The organism is Pseudomonas sp. GW821-FHT09E04 (assembly GCF_059416185.1).
This window is the reverse complement of record NZ_JBWKOR010000005.1, coordinates 485541-500397: the sequence shown is the minus strand read 5'-3', so window position 1 is coordinate 500397 and position 14857 is coordinate 485541. Positions and strand designations below refer to the sequence as shown.

Sequence of the window (14857 nt, the reverse complement as noted above, 5' to 3'; positions counted from 1 at the left end):
ATGAGCAGACAGCTGAAACTCGGCGCGTTTCTCATGGCCACCGGGCACCACGTCGCCGCGTGGCGTCATCCGGATGTGCCGGCCAACGCCGGGCTGGATTTCGCCCATTACAAACGTCTGGCGCAGATTGCCGAGGCAGCGAAGTTCGATACGTTGTTCGTCGCCGACAGCGTCGCTGCGCCGACCCAGGATATCGCCAGCCGGATGGCCCGTTCGGATCACTTCGAGCCGCTGACGTTGCTCTCGGCCTTGAGCGCCGTGACCGAACGCATCGGCCTGATCGCCACCGCCACTACCAGCTACAACGAGCCGTATCACGTGGCGCGTAAATTTGCTTCGCTCGATCACCTCTCGGGCGGGCGAGCGGGGTGGAATCTGGTGACCTCGGACAACGCCGCCGAAGCGCAGAATTTCGGCCGCGACGAACACATCGGCCATGCAGAACGCTACAGCCGCGCCCGAGAATTTCATCAGGTGGTGACCGGGCTCTGGGACAGTTGGCAGGACGACGCCTTCCTCCGCGACAAGGCCAGCGGAGCGTATTACGACCCGGAAAAATTGCACGTGCTGGATCACGTCGGTGAGCACTTCCGGGTCAAGGGCCCGCTGAACGTCGCACGTTCGCCACAGGGTCAGCCGGTGATCGTGCAGGCCGGCTCGTCGGAAACCGGGCGTGAACTGGCGGCGCAGACGGCCGAAGTAGTGTTCACCGCGCAGACCTCACTGGCCAGCGCCCAGGCGTTTTACGCCGACCTCAAGGGACGCTTGCCGAAGTACGGACGCAGCGCCGACTCACTGAAAATCATGCCCGGTGTGTTTGTCGTCGTCGGGCAGACGGAAGCCGAAGCGCAGGAAAAATGTGAAACGTTTCAGCAATTGGTCGAACCCGAGGTTGGTGTCGCCCTGCTTGGGCGTATGCTGGGCAACTTCGACCTGTCGAAGTACCCGTTGGATGGGCCGCTGCCGGAATTGCCGCTGACTGAAAGCGGCCAGCAGAGCCGGCAGAAACTGCTGACAGAACTGGCCGGCCGGGAGCATCTGACCCTGGCCGAACTGGGCCGCCGAATCGCCGGCGGTCGCGGGCATTACAGCGTCGTCGGCACGCCGGCGCAGATTGCCGACCGCTTGCAGGAGTGGTTCGAGCAGGGCGCGGCGGACGGCTTCAACGTGCTGGTGCCGCACCTGCCCGGCGGGCTCGAAGACTTCGCCAATGGCGTGGTCCCGGAACTGCAACGGCGCGGACTGTTCAGAACCGAATACGAGGGCCGGACCTTGCGCCAGAACCTTGGCCTTGCCCGGCCCGGCAACAGATTTGCGTAGCAATCGACACCCAATTCAAGACCGACAAGAGAGGATTCGATGACTTACACCGCTGCCGAAAACCGTTATGACTCCATCCCTTACCGCCGCGTCGGACGCAGCGGTCTGGTGCTGCCGGCGCTGTCCCTGGGCCTGTGGCACAACTTCGGCGACAGCACGCCGATCGACACCCAGCGCGCCTTGCTGCGCACCGCGTTCGATCTGGGGATCAACCACTTCGACCTGGCCAACAACTACGGCCCTCCCTACGGCAGCGCCGAGACCAATTTCGGCCGTTTGCTGCGCGAAGACTTCAAGCAATATCGCGATGAACTGATCATCTCCAGCAAGGCCGGTTGGGACATGTGGCCCGGCCCTTACGGCCAGGGCGGCGGTTCGCGCAAATACGTGCTGGCCAGCCTCGACCAGAGCCTGCAACGCCTGGGCCTGGACTATGTGGATATCTTCTATTCGCACCGCTTCGACCCGGACACCCCGCTGGAAGAAACCGCCAGCGCCCTCGCCACTGCGGTGCAGCAGGGCAAGGCGCTGTACATCGGTATCTCGTCGTACTCCGGGGTGAAAACTCGTGAGATCGCCGCGCTGCTCAAAGAGTGGAAAGTGCCGCTGTTGATTCACCAGCCGGCCTACAACCTGCTCAACCGTTGGGTGGAAAAAGACCTGCTCGACACCACCGAAGAACTCGGCACTGGCGTGATTGCGTTCACCCCGCTGGCGCAGGGTCTGCTGACCGACAAATACCTCAACGGCGTGCCGGCGGATGCGCGGGTCAATCGTCCGGGGGGTGGTTCGTTGCAGGCTTCGCATTTGTCCGAGGCCAACATCGCTCATGTGCGGGCGTTGAATGAAATCGCCAAACGTCGTGGGCAGAGTCTGGCGCAACTGGCGCTGGCGTGGACGCTGCGGGATCCGCGAGTGACCTCGGCCCTGATCGGCGCGAGCCGGCCGGAGCAGATTGTCGAGAACGTCGGCGCGTTGAAGAACCTGAGTTTCAGTGCGGAAGAGTTGGCGGAGATCGACCGGTTTGCCCAGGAGGGCGGGATCAATCTTTGGGAGAAGCCTTCGACGGCGGAATAACGACACACTGATCGTTCCCACGCAGAGCGTGGGAACGATCAATTGTTCAGCGAAAAAACGGCACATCCCCCAACACCGTAGCCCGCTGCATCACCCGCCGCGCCGGCCGGTAATCATCCACCGCGTAGTGTTGCGTCACGCGGTTGTCCCAGAACGCAATGTCATCCTTCTGCCAGCGCCAGCGAATGGTGAATTCCGGCCGCGTCGCGTGGGCGAACAGGAACTTCAGCACCGCTTCACTCTCGGTTTCTGACAGCTCATTGATCTTCGACGTGAAGCCTTCGTTGACGAACAGCGAACGCCGTCCGCTCACCGGGTGCGTACGAATCACCGGATGCGACAGCGGTGGATTCTTGCGCCGCGCCTCTTCCCACTGCGCCAGTGCTTCCGGCGTGTTGCCATAACGCTCCAACGGAAACGAGCGGGTGAAGTCGTGAGTCGCGGTCAGCCCTTCGAGCAGAGCTTTCATCGGCGCAGAAAGTGCCTCATACGCGGCAATCCCGCTGGCCCACAACGTATCGCCGCCGAACTCCGGCAACAGCTTGGCGCTGAGCACCGCGCCCATGGCCGGGGTTGGCAGGAAGGTGACGTCGGTGTGCCAGATCGCGTTGTCGCGCACGTCGGTGACGGCGGTGTCGAGGATCAGCACTTCCGGTTGCTCAGGCACATTAGGGTAGATCGGGTGAATGTGCAGGTCGCCGAAATAGTGGGCGAAACGTGCCTGTTGCGACGGCTCGATCGGCTGATTGCGGAAGAACAGCACCTGGTATTTGAGCAGCGCCTGCTCGATGGCGTCGCGCTGTTCCAGGTTCAGCGGCTGGCTGATGTCGACGCCGCTGATCTGTGCGCCGAGGGCCGAGCTTAACGGGGTGATGTTCAGGCTGCTCATGGTGGTTCTCTTCAATTCCGGGGCCCCGAAACTGTCGGGGTAGTCAGTGCTGAAAAATCAGTGGGCCTGGCCGTGCCACGGCACCAGTTTGCGTTGCAGGGCGCGCAGGCCCATTTCCATGGCGAAGGCGATCAGGGCGATGACCAGAATCCCCAGCACCACCACATCGGTGACCAGGAATTGCGCGGCCGACTGCACCATGAAGCCCAGGCCACTGGTGGCCGCGATCAATTCGGCGGCGACCAGAGTCGACCAGCCGACACCCAGACCGATGCGCACACCGGTCAGAATGTCTGGCAGCGCGCTCGGCAAAATCACGTGGCGAATCAGTTGTGCGCGAGTCGCCCCCAGCGATTGCGCAGCGCGCAGTTTGGCCGGGTCGACGGTGCGCACGCCGGTGGCGGTAGCAATCGCGATCGGAGCGAAAATCGCCAGGTAGATCAGCAGCACTTTCGACAACTCGCCGATACCGCACCAGATCACGATCAGCGGCAGATAGGCGAGTGGCGGAATAGGGCGGTAGAACTCGATCAGCGGATCCAGCACACCTCGGGCGATGCGGTTGGCGCCGATGGCAATGCCCACCGGCACCGCGGTCAGAATCGCAAAACCCAGGCCCAGACCGATGCGGCTCAGGCTCGCGCCCAGGTGCTGCCACAACGTCGAATCCATGTAACCCGTGGTCGCCAGTAACCAGCCTTTTTGCAGTACGGCGGACGGTGGCGGCAGGAACAGCGGTTCGATCAGGCCGGTGGCCGTGACGGCCCACCAGATCACCAGCAACGCGAACAAGGTCAGCAGGCTGATCCAGCGAGTGCTGAGGCTGCGACGCACAGGAATCACCACCGACGTGGCGGCGGGTTTCACTGCGGTGGCGGAAACGTCGTAACTGCTCATGCGCGCTCCTGCCGCTGAACGGCGCTGCGTTGCGAGAACACTTTGGCGAGCACGTGTTCGCGGGTTTCGATGAAGCGCGGATCGGACTTGATCGACCGCGCCGATTCGCCGGCGGCGTAGCGCTGGCCGAAGTCGAGGTGCAGGCGTTCGACGATCTGCCCCGGATTCGGCGCCAGCAGAATCAGGTCGGTGGCGAGGAACACCGCCTCTTCAATGTCGTGGGTAATCAGGAACACCGGTTTGGCGGTGCGTTGCCAGACTTGCAGCAACAGCTCCTGCATCTGTTCGCGGGTGAAGGCGTCGAGGGCACCGAAGGGTTCGTCCATCAGCAGCACGCGCGGGTCGGCTGCGAGGGCGCGGGCCAGGCCGACACGTTGCTTCTGGCCACCGGAGAGTTGCCAGATGCGACGTTTTTCGAAACCGGAGAGATCGACCAGCGCGAGCATTTCCCGGGCGCGCTGTTCGCGTTTGTCCTTGGCGACACCGGCCAGTTCGAGACCGAAGGCAACGTTGGCCAGCACGTCCTGCCAGGGCAGCAGGGCGTCGTCCTGGAACACCACGCCGCGCTCGGCGCTCGGGCCTTTGACTGGCACGTTGTCGAGGGTGATGCGCCCTGCGCTCGGTTCGACGAAGCCGGCAATCAGGTTCAACAGCGAAGTCTTGCCACTGCCGGACGGGCCGAGGGCGACCAGCAATTGCTGGGGCCCCAGGGTCAGAGAGATATCCGCCAGCACCGGTTCCGGGCTGCCGGGATACTGTGCGCTGATGCGCTCCAGCTGTAGCAAGGCCATCGCAATTAACTCCCGATCAGTTGGTGATGTACTTGGCGCTGACGTACGGCGCGTAGTCCGGCAGAACCGCTTCGACCTTGCCTTGCTCCTTGAGGAACGCAGCGGTGTCGGTGATGGCTTTGGTGGTCGGCGCGCCGAGGTCACTGACCTGATCCGCCGCCAGCGGGTAGACGTTGCCTTGCAGCAGCAAAGGAATGTCGCTGGCCTTGGCGCCGGACAGTTTCACCAGTTTGTCGACGTTGCTCTGATTGGCGATCCAGGCTTTCGGATCCTTGCGGTAGTCGGCGTAGGCGTCGAGGGTGACCTTGGCGAATGCGGTAACGATTTCCGGGTGCTTCTCGGCGAAGTCTTTACGCACGATCCAGGCGTCGAAAGTTGGCGCGCCGAACTTGGCCAGCTCTCCGGAAGTGATCAGCACTTTGCCGTTTTCCTTGGCCACACCCAGCGCCGGATCCCAAACGTAGGTGGCATCGATGTCACCGCGCTTCCACGCGGCAATGATCGCTGGCGGGGCGAGGTTGAGGACGGTGACTTTCGAAGGGTCGATGTTCCAGTGCTTCAGCGCGGCCAGCAGGCTGTAGTGACCGGTGGACACGAATGGCACGGCGATTTTCTTGCCGACCAGATCCTGCGGCGTCTTGATGCCGGAGCCGTCGCGGGCGACCAGCGCTTCGGCAGCGCCGATCTGGGTGGCGATAAGGAAGGTTTCCACCGGGACTTTGCGGGTGATCGCAGCGGTCAGCGGGCTGGAACCGAGGTAGCCGATCTGCACGTCGCCGGAAGCGATGGCGGTGATGACGTCGGCACCGTTGTCGAACTTGCGCCAGCTGATATCGGCCTTGGTGGCTTTCTCATAGGCGCCGTCGGCCTGGGCGACTTTCGCCGGGTCAACGGTGGTCTGGTAGGCGACGGTGAGGTCGGCGGCCTGAGCCAGGAAACTCGCGGCAGCCAGAGAGGCCACGGCCAGCAGGCGAAGCGGGACATTCAGTTTCATTGAAGAGCTCCATATCAGGCGACCGAGCGTCGGCGTGAAAGGAGACTAAATGATCTAAGAATCTAGAAATAAATAACTTTTTAGACTTAGCTTATGAGCGGAAAAATCTAAGGGAAGGGGGGTATTTCGGATTTTTCGTTCGACGTGAGATCTTTTCCCCCTCACCCCAGCCCTCTCCCCCAAGGGTGCGAGGGGGAAAGGGAGCCAATTGGGGGGCTTTTCAGATCCTGAGTTCGGCTCGGTATTTCAGGTCGGCGTATCTTGCACCAACAACTCGGTCGGTTCCCTCTCCCTCTGGGAGAGGGTTAGGGTGAGGGGCTTTTCAGTTACTGATCGCCAAAATACTCGCCTGATACGACCCGACAAACACGTCGAAATCGCCCACCTCGTTCTTTTCCAGCTCAGCCTGTTGCGCCAGCGACGAGCGTGCCAGTTCTTCGAACTTCGCCTGTTCCTCAGCCGCCAACGGCTCGCTGCGGAAGAACTCGGCGTGAGCCTGGCTCTGGCGCAGGGAGAATTGCGCGAAGCTTTCCTTGTGCTCGGCCATCGCCGCCAGCACCTGGGCCGAAGGCGTCAGGGACGAATCCTTGACCTTGGCCAGTTGTGCGTCGAGTGCCTTGCTGTGGGCATCGCCGCCATGGCTTTGATCCAGCAGCGCCGCCAGTGGAGCAATTTTTTCCAGCAGTTCGGCGGCCCATTCCTTCAGTTCGACCGGTTGGCCGTCACGCTGCAATTGCAGGCCCGGACGACGACCTTCCTTGACCACGCTGAGGAAGTTCGACGTGGCGTTGCCGCAGCTGATGTTGGTCAGCAGCGGGCTGTCGTTCAGTGCGCAGTACAGCAGGAACGCGTCGAGGAAGCGCGATTCGGTGAGGTCGATACCCATCGGCAGGAACGGGTTGATGTCCAGGCAACGCACTTCGACGTACTGGATGCCACGGGCGACCAGCGCCTGGATCGGCCGCTCGCCGGTGTAGGTCACGCGTTTCGGGCGGATGTTGGAGTAGTACTCGTTTTCGATCTGCAGGATGTTGGTGTTCAGTTGCACCCACTCGCCATCCTGGTGCGTGCCGACTTCTACGTACGGCGCGTATGGCGTGGCCACCGCCTTGCGCAGACTGTCGGTGTAGCTTGCCAGGTCGTTGTAGCAAGGGGTCAGGCCAGCCTGGGCGTTGCTCTGGTAACCGAGGTCACTCATGCGCAGGCTGGTGGCGTAAGGCAGGTACAGAGTGTCCGGGTCCAACTGTTCCAGCTGATGCGAACGGCCGCGCAGGAACCCCGCGTCCAGCGCCGGCGAAGCACCGAACAGGTACATCAGCAGCCAGCTGTAGCGACGGAAGTTGCGGATCAGCGCGATATAGGACGACGACTGGAAATCCCGGTCGGTGCCGACGAAGCCTTCGGCTTCTTTCAGCAGCGGCCAGAGTTTTTCCGGCAGGGAGAAGTTGTAGTGAATCCCGGCGATGCACTGCATGGTCTTGCCGTAACGCAGGGCCAGGCCCTTGCGGTAGACGTACTTGAGCTGACCGATGTTGGAGGTGCCGTAATAGGCGATCGGGATATCTTCCTCGGCCGGCAACGGGCACGGCATCGATGGACTCCACAGGTACTCGTTGCCGAGCTTGCTGTAGGCAAAGCGATGAATCTTGTCCAGGCTGGCCAGGGTGTCGGCCGGGTCTGGCAGGGCAGGCGTGATGAATTCCAGCAGCGACTCGGAATAGTCGGTGGTGATCTGTTCGTTGGTCAGCGCGGAACCCAGGCTTTCAGGGTGCGGCGTTTGCGCCAGACGTCCCTCGCCGGTCACGCGCAGGCATTCACGTTCGATACCGTGCAGGCACTGCTCGAGCAGAGAGAGGTTGGCGCGCTCACCGAGCAGAGCCAGGCGGCGGTTGAGAAGTTCGCTCAATTTGGATTCCTTCACGCGTCAGTCGCCCCAATATGGGGGTGGGCAGGACGGTCTACAAGGGTGAAGTTGAAACTGGCGTTTTCGCCTGGTTTTCGGGCCATGAAAGCCCCATTGGAAACGCCAACTTCAGTCCCTGAATCTGGCAGACGCGGGCGAGGAAAACTCCGACGCTGCGATCACAGCGCCGAAATTAACTCAAAATGATGAACAACATCTACAGGACAGCGAACGTGCCTTGCGCTTTTGCGACCAGTTTGTCGCCCTGCATCACGTCGGCTTCGACCACCAGCGTGCGCCGGCCCGGGTGGATCACCCGCGCCGTGCACATCACCTCGCCCTCGGAGACGGCGCGGATGTAGTTGATCTTGCACTCGATGGTCGCGCTCTGTTGGTCAAAGCCGTGGGTGCTGGAACAGGCCAGCCCCATCGCGATATCGACCAGACTGAACAGCGCGCCGCCGTGCAGCTTGCCGCCGCGGTTGCGCAGTTCGGGTTCCAGCACCAGGGCGACTTGCGCCACCCCGGTTTCCAGGCTGTGCAGGCGGCAGCCCAACAGCTTGAAAAACGCGCTCTCGACGAGCCCGGCCGGAATTTCCATCAGCGTTTCTTCAACTGCTTGGCGTTGGCGAACAGCGACGCCATGGCGTTGTTCGCCGGAGCCGCCGGAGTGGTTTCCTTGCGCGGCGCCGAACCCTGCGACTGGCGTGGCGCCGAGCCTGGACGCGCGCCACGGGCACCGTCGATCTTCTCGCCCGGGGTGTCGCTCATGCGCATCGACAGGCCGACGCGTTTGCGCGGGATGTCGACTTCCATGACCTTCACTTTCACCACGTCACCGGCCTTCACCGCTTCGCGTGGATCCTTGATGAACTTCTCCGACAGCGCCGAAATGTGCACCAGACCGTCCTGATGCACGCCGATGTCGACGAACGCACCGAACGCGGTCACGTTGGTCACCACGCCTTCGAGGATCATCCCCAGTTGCAGGTCTTTCAGGTCCTCGACGCCTTCCTGGAACTCGGCGGTCTTGAACTCCGGACGAGGGTCGCGGCCCGGTTTTTCCAGTTCCTGCAGGATGTCGGTGACGGTTGGCAGACCGAAGGTCTCGTCGGTGAATTTCTTCGGATCCAGACGCTTGAGGAACCCGGCGTCGCCGATCAGCGAGCGGATGTCGCGGTCGGTTTCAGCGGCGATGCGTTGCACCAGCGGATAGGCTTCCGGGTGAACCGCCGAGGAATCCAGCGGGTTGTCGCCGTTCATCACACGCAGGAAGCCGGCGGCCTGTTCGAAGGTTTTCTCGCCCAGACGCGCGACTTTCTTCAGCGCGGCGCGGGTCTTGAACGCGCCGTGTTCGTCACGGTGAGTCACGATGTTCTGCGCCAGAGTCGCGTTGAGACCGGAGATCCGCGCCAGCAGCGCCACGGACGCGGTGTTCACGTCCACGCCCACGGCGTTCACGCAGTCCTCGACCACGGCGTCCAGGCCGCGCGCCAGTTTCAGCTGCGACACGTCGTGCTGGTACTGACCGACACCGATGGATTTCGGATCGATTTTCACCAGTTCGGCCAGTGGATCCTGCAAGCGACGGGCGATCGATACCGCGCCACGGATCGATACGTCCAGATCCGGGAATTCCTTGGCTGCCAGTTCCGATGCCGAGTACACCGATGCGCCGGCTTCGGAGACCATGACCTTGGTCATTTTCATCGCTGGATATTTTTTGATCAGCTCGATGGCCAGTTTGTCGGTTTCACGACTGGCGGTGCCGTTGCCGATGGCGATCAGGTCGACCGAGTGCTTGGCGCACAGGGCGGCCAGGATCGCGATGGTCTGATCCCATTTGTTGTGCGGCACGTGCGGGTAAACCGTGGCGTGATCCAGCAGCTTGCCGGTGGAGTCGACCACCGCGACCTTGCAGCCGGTGCGCAGGCCCGGGTCGAGACCCAGGGTGGCGCGCGGGCCGGCCGGAGCGGCCAGCAGCAGGTCGTGCAGGTTGTGGGCGAACACGTTGATCGCTTCGGTTTCGGCGCCGTCGCGCAGCTCGCCGAGCAGGTCGGTTTCCAGGTGGGTGTAGAGCTTGACCTTCCAGGTCCAGCGCACCACTTCACCCAGCCATTTGTCGGCCGGACGGTTCTGGTTCTGGATGCCGACTTGCTGGCCGATCATGCCTTCGCACGGATGCATGGTGCCCGGCAGTTCATCGCCGACCTTCAGTGCGGAGCTGAGAATGCCTTCATTGCGGCCACGGAAAATCGCCAGCGCGCGGTGCGACGGCATGCTTTTCAGCGGTTCGTCGTGTTCGAAGTAATCGCGGAACTTGGCGCCTTCCTCTTCCTTGCCGGCGATCACGCGGGCACTGAGGGTGGCTTCCTGCTTCAGGTAAGTGCGCAGTTTTTCCAGCAGGTTGGCGTCTTCGGCGAAGCGCTCCATGAGGATGTACTTGGCGCCTTCCAGCGCAGCCTTGACGTCGGCCACGCCTTTTTCGGCGTCGATGAAGCGTACGGCTTCGGCTTCCGGGGCCAGGCTCGGGTCGTTGAACAGACCGTCGGCCAGCTCGCCGAGGCCGGCTTCCAGGGCGATCTGGCCCTTGGTGCGGCGCTTCTGCTTGTACGGCAGGTACAAGTCTTCGAGGCGGGTCTTGGTGTCGGCGAGTTTGATTTCGCGCTCCAGTTCAGGGGTGAGTTTGCCCTGCTCCTGGATGCTGGAAAGAATGCTGATGCGCCGTTCGTCGAGTTCTCGCAGGTAGCGCAGACGCTCTTCCAGATGACGCAGTTGAGTGTCATCGAGGCTGCCGGTCACTTCTTTCCGGTAACGGGCGATGAAGGGAACGGTAGAGCCTTCATCGAGTAGCGCGACGGCCGCTTCGACCTGTTGTGGGCGTACGCCGAGTTCCTCGGCGATGCGGCTGTTGATGCTGTCCATAAAACCACCTGACAAATTGTGAAAGCAGGCTCGCAGGCACGTAAATAAAGGCCCGGAGTCTGGTTGGGCGGCCTGACGCTTGCCGCTGCCTGGGTCAAAAGGCATCCCATTGACCCGTGAAATCGAACAATTACTGCGACGGCCCGGAAAATAAGAGACGGCCACCTGCGGTAACGATTCAGACGTTGCCTGACACAAAAGGCCGCGCATTATAACCAGCGTTCTGTCATTCGGGGGCGACACAGTCTGTAGGCTCAAGCCCCGGTTTTCTGGCAGTGAAGGAAAAATCTGCTAACAATGCACACGGTGCGTATAACGGCAGCTACGCCATAATGCGCGCCGAGCTAAAAGGAGCATCCAATGAGCAGCACTGCACAAACTGCTGAAGGCGAAAAAATTCTTATTGTTGACGACGATCCGGGGCTGAGCAGCCTGCTGGAACGCTTCTTCGTCAGCAAGGGCTACCGCGCCCGCGCCGTACCGAATACCGAGCAGATGGATCGTCTGCTGTCGCGTGAAGTGTTCAACCTGGTCGTCCTCGACCTGATGCTGCCGGGCGAAGACGGCCTGACCGCTTGCCGTCGCCTGCGTGGCGCGAACAATCAGATCCCGATCATCATGCTCACCGCCAAGGGCGACGAGCTGAGCCGTATCAAGGGCCTGGAACTGGGCGCCGACGACTACCTGGCCAAGCCGTTCAACCCGGACGAGTTGATGGCCCGCGTCAAAGCCGTGCTGCGCCGTCAGGCCGCACCGGTGCCGGGCGCGCCGGGCAGCGAAGAAGAGAACGTCACGTTCGGTGACTACGTGCTGTCCTTGGCCACCCGCGAACTCAAGCGCGGCGACGAAGTGCACATGCTCACCACCGGTGAGTTCGCGGTACTCAAGGCCCTGGTGATGAACGCCCGTCAGCCGCTGACCCGCGACAAACTGATGAACCTGGCCCGTGGCCGGGAGTGGGATGCCCTGGAGCGTTCCATCGATGTGCAGATTTCCCGTCTGCGCCGGATGATCGAACCCGATCCGTCCAAACCGCGCTACATCCAGACTGTCTGGGGCGTGGGTTATGTGTTCGTGCCGGATGGCAACTCCACCAAGTGACGGGTGATTTGTAGGAGCGGGTCTGTGGGGAGCGGTCAAAAATGCCGCCTCCGCAGACTCGTTATCCGCAATATGCGAGCATTGCTCGCTCCTGCAAGTGCGTAGCGGTTATCCATGAAAACCCCTGTCTGGTTTCCCCAAAGTTTCTTCTCCCGCACCCTCTGGCTGGTGCTCATCGTCGTATTGTTTTCCAAGGCTCTGACCCTGGTTTATCTGCTGATGAACGAGGACGTGCTGGTGGACCGTCAATACAGCCACGGCGTCGCCCTCACGCTGCGTGCCTATTGGGCTGCCGATGAAGAAAACCGCGCGAAGATCGCCGATGCCGCGACCCTGATCCGGGTGGTCGGTGCCGGTGTGCCGGAAGGCGAGCAGCACTGGCCGTACAGCGAAATCTACCAGCGGCAGATGCAGGCGGAACTGGGGGCCGACACCGAGGTTCGGCTGCGCATGCATTCACCGCCGGCGTTGTGGGTGCGTGCGCCGAGCCTGGGTGATGGCTGGTTGAAAGTGCCGTTGTACCCGCATCCGTTGCGCGGCCAGAAAATCTGGAACGTACTCGGCTGGTTCCTCGCCATCGGGTTGCTCTCGACCGCGTCGGCATGGATTTTCGTCAGCCAGCTCAATCAGCCTTTGAAGCGTCTCGTGTATGCCGCACGGCAACTCGGCCAGGGCCGCAGCGTGCGCCTGCCGATCAGTGACACACCGAGCGAAATGACCGAGGTTTATCGCGCCTTCAACCAGATGGCCGAGGACGTTGAACAGGCCGGTCGTGAGCGTGAACTGATGCTCGCCGGGGTTTCCCACGACCTGCGCACGCCGCTGACCCGTCTACGGCTGTCGCTGGAACTGATGGGTGACCGCACCGACCTGACCGACGACATGGTGCGCGACATTGAAGACATGGACGCGATTCTCGACCAGTTCCTCGCGTTCATTCGCGATGGTCGGGACGAGTCGGTGGAAGAAGTGGATCTGAGCGATCTGGTGCGCGAAGTCGCGGCGCCGTACAACCAGAGTGAAGAGAAGGTGCGCTTGCGTCTGGAGCCGATCCAGCCGTTCCCACTGCGTCGGGTGTCGATGAAGCGCCTGCTGAACAACCTGATCGGCAACGCGTTGAACCATGCCGGCAGCGGCGTCGAGGTTGCGGCTTATGTGTCAGGTGACACCAGCGCGCCGTACGTGGTGCTGAGCGTGATGGACCGTGGCGCGGGGATTGATCCGTCGGAGCTTGAGGCGATTTTCAACCCGTTCACCCGTGGCGACCGCGCGCGGGGCGGGAAGGGTACCGGGCTGGGGCTGGCGATCGTCAAGCGGATTGCTTCGATGCATGGCGGCAATGTCGAGCTGCGCAACCGCTCCGGTGGCGGGCTGGAGGCGCGGGTGCGCTTGCCGCTGGGGTTGATGCTGCCGCGAGACGCGGTTTAAGTTTCAGGCGGCCTTGCGGCCGCCTGATTCAAGGTTCAACCCTTGCCTTTGGTGCGGGTCATGTTCGGCCCGCCATTCTTCTCAAGGTGTTCGATGATGATCCCCGCCACGTTCTTGCCGGTGGTGGTCTCGATCCCTTCCAGGCCAGGCGACGAGTTCACTTCCATCACCAGCGGCCCGTGATTCGAACGCAGGATATCCACACCCGCCACCGCCAGGCCCATGACCTTGGCGGCGCGCAACGCGGTCATGCGCTCTTCCGGGGTGATCTTGATCAGGCTGGCGCTACCGCCACGGTGCAGGTTGGAGCGGAATTCCCCGGGCTTGGCCTGACGCTTCATCGCCGCGATCACCTTGTCGCCGACCACGAAGCAGCGGATGTCCGCGCCGCCGGCCTCCTTGATGTATTCCTGCACCATGATGTTCTGCTTGAGGCCCATGAACGCCTCGATCACCGACTCCGCCGCCGTCGCGGTTTCGCACAGCACCACGCCGATGCCCTGAGTCCCTTCCAGCACCTTGATCACCAGCGGCGCGCCGTTGACCATGTCGATCAGGTCGGGAATGTCGTCCGGCGAGTGGGCGAAGCCGGTCACCGGCAAACCGATGCCCCGGCGCGACAGCAATTGCAGCGAACGCAGCTTGTCCCGGGAGCGGGCGATGGCCACCGATTCGTTGAGCGGAAACACCCCCATCATTTCGAACTGGCGCAGCACCGCGCAGCCATAAAACGTCACCGACGCGCCGATCCGCGGGATCACCGCATCGAACCCTTCCAGCGGCTTGCCGCGATAGTGGATCTGCGGCTTGTGGCTGGCGATGTTCATGTAGGCGCGCAAGGTGTCGATCACCACCATTTCATGCCCGCGTTCGGTGCCGGCTTCGACCAGACGACGGGTGGAATACAGACGCGGATTCCGCGACAGCACAGCGATCTTCATGCAACACCTGTGGAGGAGGTAGATACCGGGAACACCGGCTTGTCTTGTACATACTTGATACCCGGATTGACCACCAACTGGCCGTCGATCAGGGCTTTGGAACCGAGCAACAGGCGATAGCGCATGGACTTGCGGCAGGCGAGGGTGAACTCGACCGGCCAGACCCGATCACCGAGGGCCAGGGTGGTGCTGATCACATAGCGCACCTGGGCCTGGCCGTTGGAACTCTTGATGGTCTTGCGGGTGACCAGCGGTGCTTCGCAACGCCGGTGGCGCAATTGCACCACCGTGCCCAGGTGCGCGGTGAAACGCACCCACTTCTCGCCGTCCCGTTCGAACGGCTCGATATCGGTGGCGTGCAGGCTGGAGGTACTGGCACCGGTGTCGATTTTCGCCCGAAGGCCTGCGACTCCCAAACCTGGGAGCGCCACCCACTCGCGCAGACCAACAACGGTCAAATGGTCAAATGTCTTCAAAAAAATGCTCAACCGGTGAAAACCGATCAGCCCGCAGGGGGCCGGATTTGCGGTATTCACGCAGAATAGTGGTTAAAAGGCGACAGATATCTATGGCCCGGATTTGCGCGCTCTC

General features: G+C 62.2%; 13 protein-coding genes. 4 read left to right on the top strand and 9 right to left on the bottom strand.

What is annotated here, in order from left to right:
- Complete coding sequence (locus AC07N4_RS21045; RefSeq protein WP_192559490.1) at positions 1-1320, top strand: LLM class flavin-dependent oxidoreductase; 1320 nt, start codon at positions 1-3, stop codon at positions 1318-1320.
- Positions 1321-1359: 39 nt separating this feature from the next.
- Positions 1360-2397: an L-glyceraldehyde 3-phosphate reductase gene (gene mgrA / locus AC07N4_RS21040; protein ID WP_192559491.1), complete on the top strand. Its 1038-nt coding sequence runs from the start codon at positions 1360-1362 to the stop codon at positions 2395-2397.
- A gap of 46 nt (positions 2398-2443) precedes the next feature.
- Here the strand turns inward: mgrA and tauD are convergent, their stop codons facing one another.
- From tauD to AC07N4_RS21005, 7 genes are all read right to left on the bottom strand, one after another.
- Positions 2444-3286: a taurine dioxygenase gene (gene tauD, locus AC07N4_RS21035; RefSeq protein WP_493065890.1), complete on the bottom strand. Its 843-nt coding sequence runs from the start codon at positions 3284-3286 to the stop codon at positions 2444-2446.
- Positions 3287-3343: 57 nt separating this feature from the next.
- Positions 3344-4183, bottom strand: coding sequence for a taurine ABC transporter permease TauC (tauC, locus tag AC07N4_RS21030; RefSeq protein WP_064382739.1), 840 nt, complete (start codon positions 4181-4183; stop codon positions 3344-3346).
- Complete coding sequence (tauB, locus tag AC07N4_RS21025; protein ID WP_493065889.1) at positions 4180-4974, bottom strand: taurine ABC transporter ATP-binding subunit; 795 nt, start codon at positions 4972-4974, stop codon at positions 4180-4182. Before tauB ends, tauC begins: the two co-directional genes overlap by 4 nt.
- Positions 4975-4990: 16 nt before the next feature.
- A complete protein-coding gene (gene tauA, locus AC07N4_RS21020) occupies positions 4991-5968 on the bottom strand; it encodes a taurine ABC transporter substrate-binding protein (protein ID WP_192559494.1) in 978 nt (325 codons plus the stop codon).
- Between the two features lie 322 nt (positions 5969-6290).
- Complete coding sequence (gene gshA / locus AC07N4_RS21015) at positions 6291-7874, bottom strand: glutamate--cysteine ligase (protein WP_493065888.1); 1584 nt, start codon at positions 7872-7874, stop codon at positions 6291-6293.
- 214 nt (positions 7875-8088) lie between these two features.
- Positions 8089-8472, bottom strand: coding sequence for a PaaI family thioesterase (locus AC07N4_RS21010; protein WP_085712709.1), 384 nt, complete (start codon positions 8470-8472; stop codon positions 8089-8091).
- Entirely contained in the window at positions 8472-10796 is a 2325-nt protein-coding gene (locus AC07N4_RS21005; protein WP_493065887.1) for a Tex family protein, read from the bottom strand. Before AC07N4_RS21005 ends, AC07N4_RS21010 begins: the two co-directional genes overlap by 1 nt.
- 360 nt (positions 10797-11156) lie before the next feature.
- Between AC07N4_RS21005 and ompR the strand changes: the two genes are divergently transcribed.
- Together ompR and AC07N4_RS20995 are read left to right on the top strand one after the other, a co-directional pair.
- Positions 11157-11897 carry an osmolarity response regulator transcription factor OmpR gene (gene ompR / locus AC07N4_RS21000; RefSeq protein WP_007952694.1) on the top strand — a complete coding sequence of 247 codons (741 nt, stop codon included), beginning with the start codon at positions 11157-11159 and terminating at the stop codon, positions 11895-11897.
- A gap of 114 nt (positions 11898-12011) precedes the next feature.
- Complete coding sequence (locus AC07N4_RS20995; protein ID WP_096821905.1) at positions 12012-13325, top strand: ATP-binding protein; 1314 nt, start codon at positions 12012-12014, stop codon at positions 13323-13325.
- A gap of 35 nt (positions 13326-13360) precedes the next feature.
- Here AC07N4_RS20995 and rimK read toward each other — a convergent pair whose 3' ends face one another.
- Both rimK and rimB read right to left on the bottom strand, forming a co-directional pair.
- Positions 13361-14266 (bottom strand): 30S ribosomal protein S6--L-glutamate ligase, encoded by a 906-nt coding sequence (gene rimK, locus AC07N4_RS20990; protein ID WP_007949201.1) that lies wholly within the window; start codon positions 14264-14266, stop codon positions 13361-13363.
- Complete coding sequence (gene rimB, locus AC07N4_RS20985) at positions 14263-14742, bottom strand: retropepsin-like aspartic endopeptidase RimB (RefSeq protein ID WP_102620599.1); 480 nt, start codon at positions 14740-14742, stop codon at positions 14263-14265. The genes rimK and rimB overlap by 4 nt, the downstream gene beginning before the upstream one ends.
- Positions 14743-14857 lie beyond the last annotated feature (115 nt).

Bases quoted from the DNA above. Each gene is read 5' to 3' on its own strand.
- AC07N4_RS21045 (WP_192559490.1), top strand. From the start codon at position 1: ATGAGCAGACAGCTGAAACTCGGCGCGTTTCTCATGGCCACCGGGCAC.
- mgrA (WP_192559491.1), top strand. From the start codon at position 1,360: ATGACTTACACCGCTGCCGAAAACCGTTATGACTCCATCCCTTACCGC.
- tauD (WP_493065890.1), bottom strand. From the start codon at position 3,286: ATGAGCAGCCTGAACATCACCCCGTTAAGCTCGGCCCTCGGCGCACAG.
- tauC (WP_064382739.1), bottom strand. From the start codon at position 4,183: ATGAGCAGTTACGACGTTTCCGCCACCGCAGTGAAACCCGCCGCCACG.
- tauB (WP_493065889.1), bottom strand. From the start codon at position 4,974: ATGGCCTTGCTACAGCTGGAGCGCATCAGCGCACAGTATCCCGGCAGC.
- tauA (WP_192559494.1), bottom strand. From the start codon at position 5,968: ATGAAACTGAATGTCCCGCTTCGCCTGCTGGCCGTGGCCTCTCTGGCT.
- AC07N4_RS21010 (WP_085712709.1), bottom strand. From the start codon at position 8,472: ATGGAAATTCCGGCCGGGCTCGTCGAGAGCGCGTTTTTCAAGCTGTTG.
- AC07N4_RS21005 (WP_493065887.1), bottom strand. From the start codon at position 10,796: ATGGACAGCATCAACAGCCGCATCGCCGAGGAACTCGGCGTACGCCCA.
- ompR (WP_007952694.1), top strand. From the start codon at position 11,157: ATGAGCAGCACTGCACAAACTGCTGAAGGCGAAAAAATTCTTATTGTT.
- AC07N4_RS20995 (WP_096821905.1), top strand. From the start codon at position 12,012: ATGAAAACCCCTGTCTGGTTTCCCCAAAGTTTCTTCTCCCGCACCCTC.
- rimK (WP_007949201.1), bottom strand. From the start codon at position 14,266: ATGAAGATCGCTGTGCTGTCGCGGAATCCGCGTCTGTATTCCACCCGT.